This window comes from Streptomyces sp. NPDC054840 (assembly GCF_053611065.1).
Genome location: NZ_JBSGZP010000119.1, coordinates 1 through 14,253 on the forward strand (window position 1 = coordinate 1; position 14,253 = coordinate 14,253).

Annotated in this window: 14 protein-coding genes; 6 read left to right on the forward strand and 8 right to left on the reverse strand. The window is 72.6% G+C overall.

Annotation, left to right across the window (positions count from 1 at the left end; translation table 11 throughout):
* Positions 1 to 35 precede the first annotated feature (35 nt).
* Both ACWGIU_RS11690 and ligD read right to left on the reverse strand, forming a co-directional pair.
* Positions 36 to 923, reverse strand: coding sequence for an ATP-dependent DNA ligase (locus ACWGIU_RS11690; protein ID WP_453704729.1), 888 nt, complete (start codon positions 921 to 923; stop codon positions 36 to 38).
* Complete coding sequence (gene ligD, locus ACWGIU_RS11695) at positions 920 to 1,822, reverse strand: non-homologous end-joining DNA ligase (RefSeq protein WP_453704731.1); 903 nt, start codon at positions 1,820 to 1,822, stop codon at positions 920 to 922. Before ligD ends, ACWGIU_RS11690 begins: the two co-directional genes overlap by 4 nt.
* Positions 1,823 to 1,853: 31 nt before the next feature.
* Between ligD and ku the strand changes: the two genes are divergently transcribed.
* Entirely contained in the window at positions 1,854 to 2,996 is a 1,143-nt protein-coding gene (ku, locus tag ACWGIU_RS11700) for a non-homologous end joining protein Ku (protein ID WP_453704733.1), read from the forward strand.
* A 121-nt stretch (positions 2,997 to 3,117) separates the two neighbouring features.
* Here the strand turns inward: ku and ACWGIU_RS11705 are convergent, their stop codons facing one another.
* A complete protein-coding gene (locus ACWGIU_RS11705) occupies positions 3,118 to 3,945 on the reverse strand; it encodes a nuclease-related domain-containing protein (protein ID WP_453704735.1) in 828 nt (275 codons plus the stop codon).
* Between the two features lie 186 nt (positions 3,946 to 4,131).
* Between ACWGIU_RS11705 and ACWGIU_RS11710 the strand changes: the two genes are divergently transcribed.
* From ACWGIU_RS11710 to ACWGIU_RS11720, 3 genes are all read left to right on the forward strand, one after another.
* Positions 4,132 to 4,776: a hypothetical protein gene (locus ACWGIU_RS11710; RefSeq protein ID WP_453704736.1), complete on the forward strand. Its 645-nt coding sequence runs from the start codon at positions 4,132 to 4,134 to the stop codon at positions 4,774 to 4,776.
* A gap of 98 nt (positions 4,777 to 4,874) precedes the next feature.
* Entirely contained in the window at positions 4,875 to 5,621 is a 747-nt protein-coding gene (locus ACWGIU_RS11715; RefSeq protein WP_453704738.1) for a hypothetical protein, read from the forward strand.
* Between the two features lie 65 nt (positions 5,622 to 5,686).
* The gene (locus tag ACWGIU_RS11720) at positions 5,687 to 6,853 is read left to right on the forward strand and encodes a histidine kinase dimerization/phospho-acceptor domain-containing protein (RefSeq protein ID WP_453704751.1); all 1,167 of its coding nucleotides are present in this window, start codon (positions 5,687 to 5,689) and stop codon (positions 6,851 to 6,853) included.
* 329 nt (positions 6,854 to 7,182) lie between these two features.
* Here ACWGIU_RS11720 and ACWGIU_RS11725 read toward each other — a convergent pair whose 3' ends face one another.
* From ACWGIU_RS11725 to ACWGIU_RS11735, 3 genes are all read right to left on the reverse strand, one after another.
* The gene (locus ACWGIU_RS11725; RefSeq protein WP_453704739.1) at positions 7,183 to 7,455 is read right to left on the reverse strand and encodes a hypothetical protein; all 273 of its coding nucleotides are present in this window, start codon (positions 7,453 to 7,455) and stop codon (positions 7,183 to 7,185) included.
* 10 nt (positions 7,456 to 7,465) lie between these two features.
* A complete protein-coding gene (locus ACWGIU_RS11730) occupies positions 7,466 to 8,179 on the reverse strand; it encodes a TetR/AcrR family transcriptional regulator (protein ID WP_453704741.1) in 714 nt (237 codons plus the stop codon).
* A 139-nt stretch (positions 8,180 to 8,318) separates the two neighbouring features.
* Positions 8,319 to 9,248 (reverse strand): AurF N-oxygenase family protein, encoded by a 930-nt coding sequence (locus tag ACWGIU_RS11735; protein WP_453704743.1) that lies wholly within the window; start codon positions 9,246 to 9,248, stop codon positions 8,319 to 8,321.
* A gap of 168 nt (positions 9,249 to 9,416) precedes the next feature.
* On the opposite strand from ACWGIU_RS11735, the gene ACWGIU_RS11740 reads away from it, so the two are divergent.
* Positions 9,417 to 10,526, forward strand: a complete 1,110-nt coding sequence (locus ACWGIU_RS11740; protein WP_453704744.1) for a ferritin-like domain-containing protein — start codon at positions 9,417 to 9,419, stop codon at positions 10,524 to 10,526.
* 420 nt (positions 10,527 to 10,946) lie between these two features.
* On the opposite strand, the gene ACWGIU_RS11745 is transcribed toward ACWGIU_RS11740, so the two are convergent.
* Positions 10,947 to 12,407 (reverse strand): penicillin-binding transpeptidase domain-containing protein, encoded by a 1,461-nt coding sequence (locus ACWGIU_RS11745; protein WP_453704745.1) that lies wholly within the window; start codon positions 12,405 to 12,407, stop codon positions 10,947 to 10,949.
* A complete protein-coding gene (locus ACWGIU_RS11750; protein WP_453704747.1) occupies positions 12,404 to 13,774 on the reverse strand; it encodes an FtsW/RodA/SpoVE family cell cycle protein in 1,371 nt (456 codons plus the stop codon). Before ACWGIU_RS11750 ends, ACWGIU_RS11745 begins: the two co-directional genes overlap by 4 nt.
* Positions 13,775 to 13,871: 97 nt before the next feature.
* On the opposite strand from ACWGIU_RS11750, the gene ACWGIU_RS11755 reads away from it, so the two are divergent.
* The coding region (locus ACWGIU_RS11755; RefSeq protein ID WP_453704749.1) for a DUF6325 family protein at positions 13,872 to 14,253 on the forward strand (382 nt) is incomplete at its 3' end.

The window sequence follows — 14,253 nt, forward strand, 5'->3', positions numbered from 1 at the left end:
GGTCGGAGGTCCGTCCGGAATCCGTCGCAGGTCCGTCAGAGGTCCGTCCTCAGCCGCAGCACCTCCGGGGGCGGGTGCCGGGTCGAGGTGTGCCGGACCTCCGCCGTGAGCGGCGGGTCGAGCATCCGGAAGGAGACCTCCCCGAGCCCGATCGCCGTGACCGTGGCCAGGGAGGGCGAGGCCGCCCCGCGGGCGGCCACCGCGGCCGCCACCTCCGACCGCAGTGCCGCGCCCAGCGGGCTCGACACCAACGGGGTCTGGTCTCCGACCGGCAGGACGAGCACGAGGGCGAGCGGGCGGCGCGGGGTGCCGGTGTAGCCGACCACCGCCGCGTCCCGGACGTCGGTGTGACGCAGCTTCTGCCAGCCGCGCCGTCCGGCCGGGTAGGCCTGGTCCAGCCGTTTCACGACGAGGCCCTCGATGCCGCTGGCCGGCAAGGTCTCGTACCAGGTGGCGGCCAGTTCCGGATCGGTGGTCATCGGCACCGGCTGCAGCGGTGGCCCCAGTGGCAGCAGCAGGTCGACGAGGAGGGCCCGGCGGCGCTCGTACGAGCGCCCGCGTACGTCGAGCCCGGCCAGTTCCAGCACGTCGAAGGCGGCGTACGAGGCGGGCAGGCGCTGCGCGAGGGCGGCGGCCCGGGCGGCCGTGGCCGCGGCACGCCGCTGCACCAGGGCGAAGTCGGTACGCCCCGCGTGCCAGACCACCACCTCGCCGTCGAGGACCGTGTCGGCGGGCAGCCGCAGGGCGGCCGCGGCCAGGTCGGGGAAGGCGCTGGTCACGATCCGGCCGGAGCGTGCCTGGAGCGTCACGTCGGCCGCCGAGCGCAGCACGACGAGCCGGTGGCCGTCGAACTTCGGCTCGTACGCCAGTCCGGCCCCGCGCGGCAGGGTACGTACGGTGGCGGCCAGCGCGACGCGGATCATGGCCGGGTCCCGGTCCCGGGGAGCGGGCGGGCCTGCTCGGGGTCGGTCAGCGGGCCGAAGAGGTCCCCGTCGCGGGCGAGCCTCGGGGCGATGTCGTCGGCGGCGAAGACGAGTCCGGCGGCGGTCCGGCAGGCCTCGACCTCCGCCCAGGACACGGGCGCGGAAACGGTCGGCCGGGCCCGCGCGCGCAGGGTGTAGGGGGCGGCGGTGGTCTTGGCGGCGGCGTTCTGACTGTGGTCGACGAAGACCTTGCCGGGGCGCAGCGCCTTGGCCATGCGGTGCACCATCAGCTCGGGAAGCTCGCGCTCGCCCTCCCGGGCGAGCTGTTTCGCGTACGCGGACACCCGCTCGGACGGGGTCGGCTCCAGCGGCACTGCCAGGTGCATGCCCTTGGAGCCGGAGGTCTTGGCGTAGGCGCGCAGGCCGTCGGCGGCGAGCCGCTCGCGCAGCCAGAGCGCGGCGGCGCAGCACTCGACGACGGTGGCGGGCGGGCCGGGGTCGAGGTCGAGGACCAGGCGGTCGGCGAGGGCGGGGTGGCCGGCGGTCCACTGGGGGGTGTGGAACTCCACGACGAGGTTGGCGGACCACATGAGGGTGGCCAGGTCGGCGACGACCACCTGGGTGGCGGAGGGGTCCTCGGAGCGCGGCACGGGGGTGGTCATCACCCAGTCGGGCGTGCCGGGCGGCGGATTCTTGGTGAAGAAGAGCTGGCCGTCCGGCCCGTCGGGGTAGCGCAGGAAGGACACCGGTCGGTCGTGGATGTGGGCGAGCAGCGGGCCCGCGACGGTGGCGTAGTAGTGCAGCACCTCGCCCTTGGTGAAGCCGGTCTCCGGGTAGAGAACCTTGTCGAGATTGCTGAGCGCGATGCGACGGCCCTCCACCAATGTGATCGGCGTCATACGATGAGATTGCCACGAAACAGGAGGAACCGTGCGATCCATATGGAACGGGGCGATCTCCTTTGGCCTGGTCAGCATTCCGATCAAGCTCGTGAACGCCACCGAGAGCCACTCGATCTCCTTCCGCCAGATCCATGTGAAAGACGGCGGGCGCGTCCGGTACCGCAAGGTGTGCGAGCTGGACGGGGAGGAGGTGCCGAGCGTCGAGATCGGCAAGGGGTACGAGGAGGCCGACGGGTCGATCGTCCCGATCACCGAGGAGGATCTGGCGCAGCTGCCGCTGGCGACCGCGAAGACGATCGAGATCATGTCGTTCGTACCGGCGGAGGAGATCGATCCGCTGCAGATGGACGCGGCGTACTACCTCGCGGCGAACGGGGCGACGGCGGCGAAGCCGTACACCCTGCTGCGGGAGGCGCTCAAGCGGAGCCGGAAGGTCGCGATCGCCAAGTACGCGCTGCGGGGGCGGGAGCGGCTCGGCATGCTGCGGGTCGTGGACGACGTGATCGCGATGCACGGCCTGTTGTGGCCGGACGAGATCCGGGCACCGGAGGGGGTGGCTCCGGAGGCCGACGTGACCGTTCGGGACGCCGAACTCGACCTGGCGGACGCGCTGATGGCCACGCTGGGGGAGGTGGAGATGGCCTCGCTGCACGACGACTACCGGGAGGCGGTGGAGGCGCTGATCGTGGCGAAGTCGGGTGGGGCGTTCGAGCCGACGGAGGCCGTGGTGGAGCCGGCCGGCGGGCAGGTGATCGACCTGATGGCGGCGTTGGAGAAGAGCGTGCGGGCCGCGAAGGCTTCCCGGGGGGAGGCGGACGCTGACGCGGACGGGCAGAGCGAGGCGGAGGCCGCGGTCACGTCGATCCGGCGGAAGGCGGGTACGGGTACGGGTGCGGGTACGCGTACGGGTGCTGCGGCTGTGCCGAAGGCGGTCGGCGGGAAGAAGTCGACGGCGGCTTCGGCGAAGAAGACGGCTGCTTCGGCCGCGACGAAGAAGAAGACGACGACCAGCGGCAAGTCGGCTGCGGGGAAGTCGGCTTCGGGTGCGGGTGCGAAAGCGGGAGCGACCAAGAGCACGGCCAAGAGCACGGCCAAGACGGCCGCGGCGAAGAAGACCGCTGCGGCGGCGGCGAAGAAGGCGGCGACACCACGGAAGCGGGCCTCCGCCTGAGCGGAGCCGGGGCGCGGGGCTGGGCCCGGCCCACCCCCCGACCCCGGCGCGGCCCCGGCCTGCGGCGCTTTCCCCTGTCCACCCCTGCCTGAGTCGAGCGCGCAGCGCAGGTGGGGGCGCCTCAGGCTTCGGTGGAGGTGGAGTGGGCGACGGGACCCAGCCAGGTGGTGGTGTCGCGGGCCCGGGCGAACAGGGCTTCGACCTCCGGGGGTTCGAGGGTCGCGGGGGATGCCGTGAGGGTCGGGGTCGCCGTCGGGGGCTGGAGGATGCGGATGTCGCGGACCGTGGGGGCCGTTTCGACCCGGGAGGCATCGACCACCGCCAGCACCGGGGTGACCTTGGCGGCCAGCGCCGCCGTCGAGAAGGCCGCCGCCCGGCGGATCCAACGGGGGTCCGGGCGGGGTTCCGTGCGGCCCACCGTGAGCAGGAGATCGCCTACCACCACGCGCTGACGGCGGCTCGGGACCGTACGCACGCAGAAGATCCCCGCCGGGCCGATGATCAGGTGGTCGATGCGGCCCAGGCCCGGGAGCGGGACGCAGTGCAGGGTCCGCCAGCCCTCCGCTTCCAGGGCGTCCAAGGAGTCCCCCATCCGCTGCTGCGCGGTCAGGTCCTGGCGCAGCCGGTGCCGGGCTCTGGTGCCTGTCGGACCGTGTTCCAGTTCGCCCAGCAGCGTCTCCCCCGGGCGGTTGGGGGCCAGGTCCGCGTCCGGCAGCAGGGCGAGACGTCGCAGGTCGGAGGCCGTGGGGACCGGGGGCGGGCCGATCGCGACCGTCCCGCTCAGGTAGGGGCGGAGCACCGCCAGGATCGCCTCGCGGTGGCAGTCGGCCAGGACGCTGATCCGGTTGGCCTGCCGGTCGTACCAGGCCACCGCCTGCCCGTCGGGCAGGTTGACGTACAGCCGGCCGCGGCCGGGCCGGCCGCTCGGCAGTACCTTGAGTCCGCGCATCGCCCTCACCCCCGCGGTCCATGGGAGCAGCCGGGGCGCCGCAGGGCAATCCCTCGGATGTGTAACGACTCCGACGGAACGTTGCGACTCCGCTGTTACACGAACGGGGTGCCGCCGCAACGGCCGAGCCCTAGGTTTGACCCACCTGGATGGCCCAGGCCCTGACCGGCACCGAAGGATTTCCTCGTGAGCACCGCCAGCCGCCGCACTCTCGTTCGCGCCGCCGCCGTGACCGCATGCGCCGGAAGTCTGCTGGCGCTGCCCACCGCCGCCGCCCTGGCCGACGGGGTACCCGCGGCCTCCTCCGCGCACTCAGCGGCCCCGCGGTCGATCCTCGTCAAGAGCCTCTCGCTCGCGGACGGGGTCTCCACGGCGAAGGTCTACCGCACGGCCGACGGGGCTTACCGGGCCCAGATCCTGACGGCCGACGGCGCCGAGGCGGCCACCCTGACGAGCCGTGACGGGGTCACCGCATTCGGCGGCTCCGGGGACCTGCACGCCTCGCTGGACTCCTCCGGCCGGCTGACCTCCTGGATGGGTGACGTCCCGGCCCAGGGCGCCGACCACACCGTGGCGGGCGACGGACACAAGACCGGAACCCGCCAGGACGCGCGCGGCGGGCAGGTCGTCCCGGCCGCCGTTCCGCGGAAGGCGGCCACCGGGGACACCCGCGTCGTCGCCGAGGGCTCCGGCGGTGGGCGGCGGCTGAGTACGCTGGCGGACGGTCCTGGCGACGGCGTGCTGCTGCTGGCCGCCGCCGGTGGCATCGCGGCCGTCGGCGCGGCCGGGCTGGGCTTCGCGATGCTGCGCCGAGGGCGCACCGACAGCTGAGACCGGCAGCTGAGAACGCAGGGTGAAACGGATGTTCCACCGCATATGGTTGACGTGATCGACCGTCGGCGTATCGCGGGCAGAAGGGCACAGGGGCTGTGAACAGGTTGCGCTTGCGTCCGGCCGCGCGCACCCTGCTCCCCCTCCTCGCACTGGTTCCGCTGCTGGCGGGCTGCGGTGACACCGGCGGGCTGGTGAGCGCCGGCTCCACGCCGACCGCGAGCGGGCCCGTCCATCTGTGGCCCGACCGCCGCGGCGCGTCCGTACCGCCCGCGGATCCGGGTGGCGCCCCGCCCGAGTACGTGAAGGGGATCCCGCCGGTCCGCGACCAGGACGTGCACGCCGTCGACCCGGTGGCCCTCGTCCAGGCCGAGCTGACCGCCCATCCGAACACCGGGGTCGGCGCGGACGGCATGCCGCCCCGGACGGCGGCCGCGATCCTGGAGTGCGCGAAGGGCGAGGACGGGGACGAGGAGGACCCGGAGGCGTGCCCGGTGCTCAAGCCGTACTACCGGGACCTCACCGACAACGGCAAGGACGAGCTGATCGTCGGCATCGAGTTCCCGGACAAGATGATGTCCGTACGGGTGTACACGGCGGACCAGGACGGCCGGCTCAACCGGATCATGGCGACCACGGAGACCGTCATCTCGGTGGAACTGGCCGGGGGCGACGTGATCCTGCGGGTGCCCAGCGGCAACCACGGCTACGAGCTGATCACCGCCTGGTCCTGGGACGAGAGGCAGCTCACGATGCTGCCCACGCGCGAGCAGATCGTCCGGGTGCCCGGCCATCCGCAGGCCCCGGGGAGCCGGGAGCCCGCTGCCGTGCCGGGCCGGCCGTGACGCCCGTGCGGCTGCCTTCCTGGACCGCCACGCTGACCTGGAAGTCGGCGTGCTTCATTGTGGTGATGTGCTGCTCGCTGGCCGCCGTACTGGGCGCCCTCGTACATGTGGAGGTGACCCGGCAGACGGTGGCCACGGCGCGGGAGAGGGCCCTCGGCAAACTGCTGGAGGCCTCGCGCGCGTACGAGGCGGGCGAGCCCCTTCCGCGCGGTTCCTGGCTGGACCCCGTCGGCCTGCCGCCCGAGCTGCGGGCGCTCGCCGTCAGCGGGCGCCGGGGCACGCTGGTGGCGGACCACCGGGGCCGCCCGACCATGTGGGCGGCGGGCCCGGCGGACGGCCGGGCGCTCGCGGCCGCCGTCGACTACGGACAGAGCACCCGAACGATCAGCGGGCTGGACAACGCGATCATCGGCTCGTCGTTGCTGGCGATCGGCGGAACGCTGCTGGTGGGCGCGTTCGCGGTGACCCGGGTGACCCGGCGGCTGCACCTGACGGCGGCGGTGGCCCGGCGGATCACCCAGGGCGACCTCGACGCGCGGGTGGACGACCCGCGGACCAGGACCCCCGCGCGGCACCAGGACGAGGTGGCGACGGTGGCCGCGGCGCTGGACACCATGGCCGGGAGCCTGCAGTCGAAGCTGGAGAGCGAGCGCCGGTTCACGGCGGACGTGGCGCACGAGCTGCGCACTCCGCTGACGGGGCTGCAGGCGGCGTCGGAATTGTTGCCGGAGAGCCGGCCGACCGAACTGGTGCGCGAGCGGGTCCGGACGATGCGGCAGCTGACGGAGGACCTGCTGGAGATCTCCCGGCTGGACTCGGGCAGCGAGGTGGTGGAGAGCGACCTGCACCAGCTGGGGCGGCTGGTACGCCGGGTGGTGCGGGCGTCCGGGACGGACACGGAGGTCGTGGTCGTCCGGGACGCGCACGTGGAGACGGACCGGCGGAGGCTGGAACGGGTGCTCGGGAACCTGGTGGCCAACGCCCACAAGCACGGGCGGCCGCCGGTGGTGCTGACGGTGGACGGGCCGGTGGTGACCGTACGGGACCACGGGGACGGGTTCCCCGCGTACCTGGCGGCGCACGGCCCGCAGCGCTTCCGCAGCGGGGGCAAGGGCCACGGGCTGGGGCTGACCATCGCGGTGGGGCAGGCCGCGGTGATCGGGGCGCGGCTGGAGTTCCTGGAGGCGGAGGGGGGAGGGGGCCTGGCGGTCCTCACCCTGCCGGGTTCCTGACCGGAGGCTTTGCGGGGGTGCCGGGTTGTCGTTCGCCGGGGTGGGCAGTGCGGGCACCTGCGGGGCCAGGGACGGATACGCGGGAGCGGCTCCGGGCGGGACCGGGCGCGCGCCGGGACGTCTCCTCGGGCACCGAACGTGACAAGGCGTCGGAAAGCCCGACGGCAGTGCGTTCGGTGCCCTGCGAAAAGCGCCCCGACACACACCCGACCCCGACCTCCGCACACCGCCCGCCCCCGGCCGGGAGCTCCCCCCGCGGCCGGCCCCACCGAACCAGCGGGACGGATACGCGGGAGCGGGCTCCGCCGGGGGCGGCCCCGTTACGCGACTCAGGGCTGCCGGGGGGCTTTCGTCCAGGGCCAGCGGGGTTTCGGCTTGGTGCCCGAAGGGCGGAAGTCGTACTTCCACCCCTTCTGCAGCCCGAGCCGCTTGGAGTACCCCGCCGGGACGCGTTCGTACAGCAGGACCGTGGGCGGGCCGCCGTCCGGATCCGGGACGGGGATCTCGTACCACTTCGGGGGGTGTCCGGTCGGGCCGAGGAGGACGGGGAGGACCCGGCCGTCCATCGGGCCGCCCTCGAACGGGGTCGGTTGGCTTCTCACCCCACCAGTGTCACAGCAGGTGGGCGGCCTCGGACACCACCGGGATGACACGGCGGGCCAGGACCCCGACCGGACCGTCCGCCGATTCCAGGGCGAGGGCGGCCCGGGCGGCCGCGGCCGTTTCCGGGTCCGTGGCGGCGGTGGCCGTCAGCAGGGCGATGAACTGGTCCAGCAGCCAGTCCCGGAGGCCCTCGACCTCGGGCTGCTTGCCCTCGTCGATCCATATGAGGGAGGCCGCTTCGACGGCCGTGATCCACGTACGGACCATCATGCGCAGCCGGGGGCCGGGGGCCGGGACGCCCAGGTGGAGGAGGATCTGCTCGGCGGCGGCCCGCCGGATGCCGTCGACCGTCGCCGTCGTGCGGGAGGTCTCCACGACGCTGCCGCCCTGCAGGAGGGCCGCGAAACCGGCGTCGTGTTCGTGGACGAAGGCGAGGTAGCGGTCCAGGGCCCGGGACAGACGCCGGGTCAGGGGCCCCTGCTGGGGTTCGGCGAAGCACAGTTCGAGGATGTCGGCGGCGGAGCGGAGAGCGGCTTCGTAGAGCTGCTGCTTACCGCCCGGGAAGTAGCGGTAGACGAGCGGGCGGGACACCCCGGCGGCCTCGGCGACGTCGTCGAGGGAGACCTCCTCCGGTGCTCGGTGCGCGAACAGCGAGAGGGCGGCGTCGAGGAGTTGGGCCCGCCGCTCCTCGACGCTCAGCCTGCGGTACGCGCGTACGGTCATGTCCGCAGGGTAGCCCGGCGGGCACCGGACGAGTGGGGGTCCTGTGGATCAGGCCGGATCAGGGCCGATCCGGTCCGGTGACCACGAGCGGCGCGCCCACGGCGTCACCGCGGGCCCGGCGCTGCTTCGACACCAGGGTCTACGCCAGCAGGCCCGAGCTCTGCCAGAGCCTGCGGCCGACACCGCGCAGCACGCCGATGTCGTCGAGGAAGTCGGTGAGCCGCTTAGCGCCGCTCTGCATGACCTCGCGGCGGTGGCCGCTCGCCCTCACCTGCGCGACGGCCTCGCGGCGGTCCACGCCGATGTTGTCGTAGACGGCCGGGTTCACGAAGGCCAGCGAGAAGACGCGGGCGGCCTCGCCGCAGCTGATCCGGGTGAGTTCCCGCTCCCAGCGCGGGGCCGTCAGCATCTGGCGGCGCAGTTCCTCACGGGCGTACCGGACGTGCCGGGCCTCCTCGATGACATGGATCCGGGTGACGCCGCGGACCAGCGGCTGGACGCGCTCGTCCGGGAAGGTCAGGCGCTGCATCCAGTCGAGGATCTCCTCGCCGAGGAGGGTGCAGGCGAAGGAGCCGGGGGTGGTGGAGACCGTCTTCAGGATCCGGGCGAGGTTGTGGTTGAGGCGGGAGACGGGGTACTCGGGGGCGCCGGCCTTCTGGATCATGCGGGCGAACATCATCGAGTGGCGGCACTCGTCGGCGATCTCGGTGAGCGCGTAGCGGACGTGATTGCTGGTCAGGGACTTGTCGTAGATGTGCCGGACCATGAGCTGCATGAGGATGATCTCGAACCAGATGCCGAGCGAGCCGAGCGCCGCCGCCTCGTGGCGGGAGAGGTCGATGCGCTGCTCCTCCCCCATCTTCTTCCACAGCGGGGTGTCGTAGAGGGAGAGCAGTTCCGGCGGCCAGTAGTACTTGCCCTCGATCGGCGGGGAGTCCCAGTCGAGTTCCTTGTCCGGGTCGAAGGAGTGCTTGGCCGAGGATTCGAGCAGTCGTTCGGCTATCTGCTCCCGGTCCTTGAGCAGGCCGAGGGCGTCCTTGAGCGCGGCTCGTTCGGTCACGGTCGTCATGGGTTCGGACACCTCGTCGTCGAGTTACCGGGGGTCACTTCTTATGAGACTACTTGTCAGCAAGGTCGTCAATCCCTCGCGCACGACTTGTTGACCCCGTGTCTACCAACGTGTGACGCTGCCAACTGTCCGGTCCCACACGGCAGTACGTGAGACGAGGGGGCGTCAGTGTCGACGCATGAGCTCTACACCGAGAACCCGGGCGAGCCGGTCTGGCAGGTCCCCGCCGCCGGCTCCGCCCGCTTCAGCTGGGAGTACGCCGACGGCCGCGAGCGGCTCCTGGCGCTCTACCAGAAGGGCAAGGACAAGCAGTGGGACGGCGGCAAGCGCATCGACTGGGACATCGAGGTCGACCCGTACGATCCGCTGGGCACTCCCGAAGAGGCCCTGCCGCTGTACGGGACGCGGCACTGGGCCAAGCTCACCGCCAAGGACAGGGGCGAACTGCGCCGGCACTACGCCTCCTGGAACTTCAGCCAGTTCCTGCACGGCGAGCAGGGCGCGATGGTGTGCGCGGCACGCATCGTGGAGTCGGTGCCGGACCTGGACGCGAAGTTCTACTCCGCCACCCAGACCATGGACGAGGCCCGGCACGCCGAGATCTTCGGGCGCTTCCTGCACGAGAAGGTCGGGATGCTGTACCCGATCAACAACAGCCTCCAGGGGCTGCTCGGCGACACCCTGCGCGACTCCCGCTGGGACATGCCGTACCTGGGCATGCAGGTGCTCATCGAGGGGCTCGCCCTGGCCGCCTTCGGCATGATCCGCGACACGACCACCAAACCGCTGCCGAAGCAGCTCCTGGCCTACGTGATGCAGGACGAGGCGCGGCACGTGGCCTTCGGGCGGATGGCGCTGCGCGACTACTACAAACAGCTCACCGACGCCGAGCTGCGCGAGCGCGAGGAGTTCGTGATCGAGGGCTGCTACCTGATGCGGGACCGGCTGCTCGGGGTGGAGGTGCTGGAGAACTTCGGCATCGGAGCGAAGGAAGCGACGCTGCTCAGTGAGCAGTCGGAGTTCCTGCACCTGTTCCGCAAGCTGCTGTTCAGCAGGATCGTGCCGTGCGTGAAGGACATCGGGCTGTGGGGCGAACGGCTGCAGCGCGCCTACCTGGACCTCGGCGTCTTCGACATGGGTGACTCGAACCTGGACCTGCTGATGAGCCAGGACGAGGAGATCGCCGAGGCCCTCGACCGCGAGCGGTTCGCTGCCGAGGAGTCGGCGCGGATGGCGGAGGTCGAGTCCGCCATCGCCGACGGGGCGGACACCCGCTAAGGGCTCTCCGGCCGGCCCTCGGCGGCTCGATCACGGCTCCGGCACGGCTCGGGGCCCCGGCACCGGCGGGTGCACTCGGCTCCGGCTCCGGGCACTGCCTCCGGCTCCGGCACCGGGCCACGACACCGGCGGGTGCACTCGGCTCCGGCTCCGGGCACTGCCTCCGGCTCCGGCACCGGGCCACGACACCGGCTCCAGGCCCCGGCACCGGCACCGGCACCGGCACCGGCACCGGGCCACGACACCGGCGGGTGCACTCGGCTCCGGCTCCGGGCACTGCCTCCGGCTCCGGCTCCGGCACCGGCTCCGGGCCCTGGCTTCGGGCCCTGGATCCGGCCCTGGATCCGGCGGCGCGCTCCGGCTCTCCTCGCCACGGTGTCCTCCTGCCGGACGGCATCCCGTACCGGGTGGGGCCGGGTGTCAGCCGGCGGCCAGCGCCGCCTCCATCACCGCCCGGGCGATCGGCGCCGCCGCTCCGTTGCCGCTGATGTCACCCCGGTCGGCCGACGCGTCCTCGACCACCACCGCGACCGCCACCTGTGGCAGCGTCGCGCCCTTGGCCCTGGCCCAGGAGATGAACCAGGCGTACGGGGTCCCCGCGTTGCCGACCCCGTGCTGCGCGGTGCCCGTCTTGCCGCCGACCACAGCGCCCGGGATCGCCGCGTTGCGGCCGGTCCCGTTCTCCACGACCTTGACCATCAGGTCCTGCAGCCGGACGGCGGTGGCCGGGTTCATCGCCCGGCCCAGGCTGCGCCGGCCGCCGCGCCGGACCTGGGAACCGTCGTCCTGGGTCGTGCGGTCCACCAGATAGGGGTACTTGAGCTCGCCGCCGTTCGCCACGGCCGCCGCCACCATCGCCATCTGCAACGGGGTCGCCGTGGTGTTGAACTGTCCGATCGAGGAAAGGGCCAGCTGGTCCTGGCTCATATCGGTGTCGAAGTTCGAGCGGGAGACCCACGAGGGCACCCGCAGACCCTCGCCGTTGAAGCCGAAGCGCCGCGCCGCCTCCACCATCCCGCGCAGCCCGACCCGCACCCCGATCTTCGCCATCACCGTGTTGCAGGACCACTGCACCGCGTCCGCCATCGAGGCGTCCTCGCAGCCGGTGCCCGCGTTCGGCAGCAGGGTGCTGGTCCCGGGCAGCGGGTAGGGGTCGGGGGTCCGGGTCGGCGCGTCCACATCGGTGACCACGCCCGCGTCGAGCGCGGCCGCCGCCGTCACGATCTTGAAGGTGGAGCCGGGCGGGTACGTCTCGCGCAGCGCCCGGTTGAGCATCGGCCTGGCGGGGTCCGCGTTCAGGGCGGTCCAGGCCTCCTTGACCTTCGTACCCGTACCGGAGAGCACGGAGGGGTCGTACGAGGGGCTGCTGACCAGCGCGAGGATCTTCCCGGTAGCCGGTTCGACGGCGGCCACCGCGCCGCGCTTGCCCGCGAGCCCCGTGTACGCGGCCCGCTGCATGCCCGAGCGGACGGTGGTGGCGGCGTTCCCGCCGGCGGGGCGGCCGCGGGCCAGTTCGTACCAGAGCGGGAAGGCCGAGAGCCCCGGGTCGGTGCCCGAGAGGATCGCGTCCTCGGCGCGCTCGACGAAGCTGGTCCCGTAGGTCTGGGAGGAGAAGCCGGTGACGGGCGCGTAGAGCGGGCCGTTCGCGTACGTGCGCTCGTAGCGCAGCAGTTGGCCGCTGTCGCGGGAGCCGGTGACGGGGCGCCCGTCGACCAGGATGTCCCCGCGGGGTTCGGCGTAGCGCGCGATGGCGGATCGTTTGTTGGCCGGGTTCGCACCGTAGGCGGCGGACTCCCAGACCTGCACGCGGGCGATGTTGACCAGCAGGGCGACCAGCAGGAGGGCGCAGAAGTACGCGCACCAGCGGATGTAGCGGATCACTCGGCCGGCTCCTTCGCGGGGCGGGGTCTGCGGGCGCTGTCGCTGAGCCGGACCAGCAGCGCGACGATGATCCAGTTGGTGACGACGGAGGAGCCACCCTGCGCGAGGAAGGGCATGGCCATGCCGGTGAGCGGGATCAGGCCGGTGACGCCGCCCGCGATGACGAACACCTGAAGCGCGACGATCGAGGCGAGCCCGGTGGCGAGCAGCCGCCCGAAGGGGTCGCGCAGGGCGAGCCCGGCGCGGAAACCGCAGGCGACGAGGAGCCCGTAGAGGAGCAGGATCGCGGCGAGGCCGGCGAGGCCGAGCTCCTCGCCGGCGGTGGCGAGGATGAAGTCCGACTTGGCGGCGAAGCCGATGAGGAAGGACTGGCCGTGGCCGAGCCCGGCGCCGAGGAGGCCGCCGGCGCCGAAGGCGAAGAGGGACTGGGCGAGCTGACCGGGCCCCTCGCCGCGCTCGACGGAGGCGAAGGGATTCAGCCAGTCGTCCACCCGGCTGTGCACGTGCGGTTCGAAGGTCCCCACGGCGTAGGCACCGAGGGCGGCGAGCAGCAGTCCGATCGCGATCCAGCCGATCCGCCCGGTGGCGGTGAACAGCATGATCACGAAGAGTCCGAAGAACAGCAGTGAGGTCCCCAGGTCCCGCTCCAGGACCAGTACGCCGACGCTGAGCAGCCAGATCGCGAGGATCGGGCCGAGGACGCGGCCGGGGAGCAGTCGGAGCTTCCAGAACAGCCGGCGGCCGGTGAGGGCGAGCGCGGTGCGGTTCGCGGCGAGGTAGGCGGCGAAGAAGACCGCGAGCAGGATCTTGGCGAACTCCCCCGGCTGGAAGGAGAGCCCGGCGAACCGGATCCAGATGTGCGCGCCGTTGACCGCCGGGAAGAAGACGGGGATCAGTATCAGGACGAGGGCCACCGCGACGGAGAGGTAGGCGTAGCGCTGGAGCACCCGGTGATCGCGGAGCAGCGCGACGACGAGGACGAAGAGGGCCACGCCCAGTGCGGACCACAGCAGTTGGTCCCCGGCGGTGAGGTGTCCGGGGGTGGTCACGTCGAGGCGCTGGATGAGGACGAGGCCGAGGCCGTTGAGGAGGACGGCGATGGGGAGCAGGAGGGGGTCGGCGTGCGGGGCCCGCAGGCGGACGGCGAGGTGCGCGAGCAGGGCGGCGGCGCAGAGGCCGGTGGCGTAGCGGGCGGCGGGGCCGGGGAGGTGGCCGGTGGTCGCGAGGCCGACGTAGAGGTGACCGAGGACGGAGATCAGGACGGCTCCGGCGAGCAGCGTCAGCTCGACGCCGCGCCGCTTGGGGGCGCCGGCGCCGGGGGGTGGGGGCGGGACGGGCTCCGTCACCTTTGCCGTCAGAGCGGTCATACACCGAAACGTAGCAAGGGGACGGATGATATGTCCGCTTATGTCATAGTGGGCCGAAGAGTCGTCACAAACGGTCGGAAGTGAGGAGCCGAGGCGCATGGGACCTGTGGAATTCATCGTCCTCGCCTTCCCGGAGGAACAGCTGCGGGCCCCGGCGGTCGAGGCCGTGATGGGGCTGCGCAAGACCGGGGTGGTCCGGCTGATCGACGGGATCGTGGCGACGAGGACGGCGTCGGGTGAAGTCCTTGCGGCCGAGTTCGACGAGTTCGTCGAGCTGAACGGTCTGCTGACGGGCCGGGACGTGGCGCGCCTGATCGGGCCGGAGGACATCGAGGAGGCGGCGGGGCTGCTGGAACGCGGGAGCTGCGCGCTGCTGCTCGTGGTCGAACACCTGTGGGCCGAGGACGCGGCGATCGCCGTACGGGCGGCGGGCGGCCGGATCGTCGGCTCGGTCCGCATCCCGCCGGACCGGGTACCGG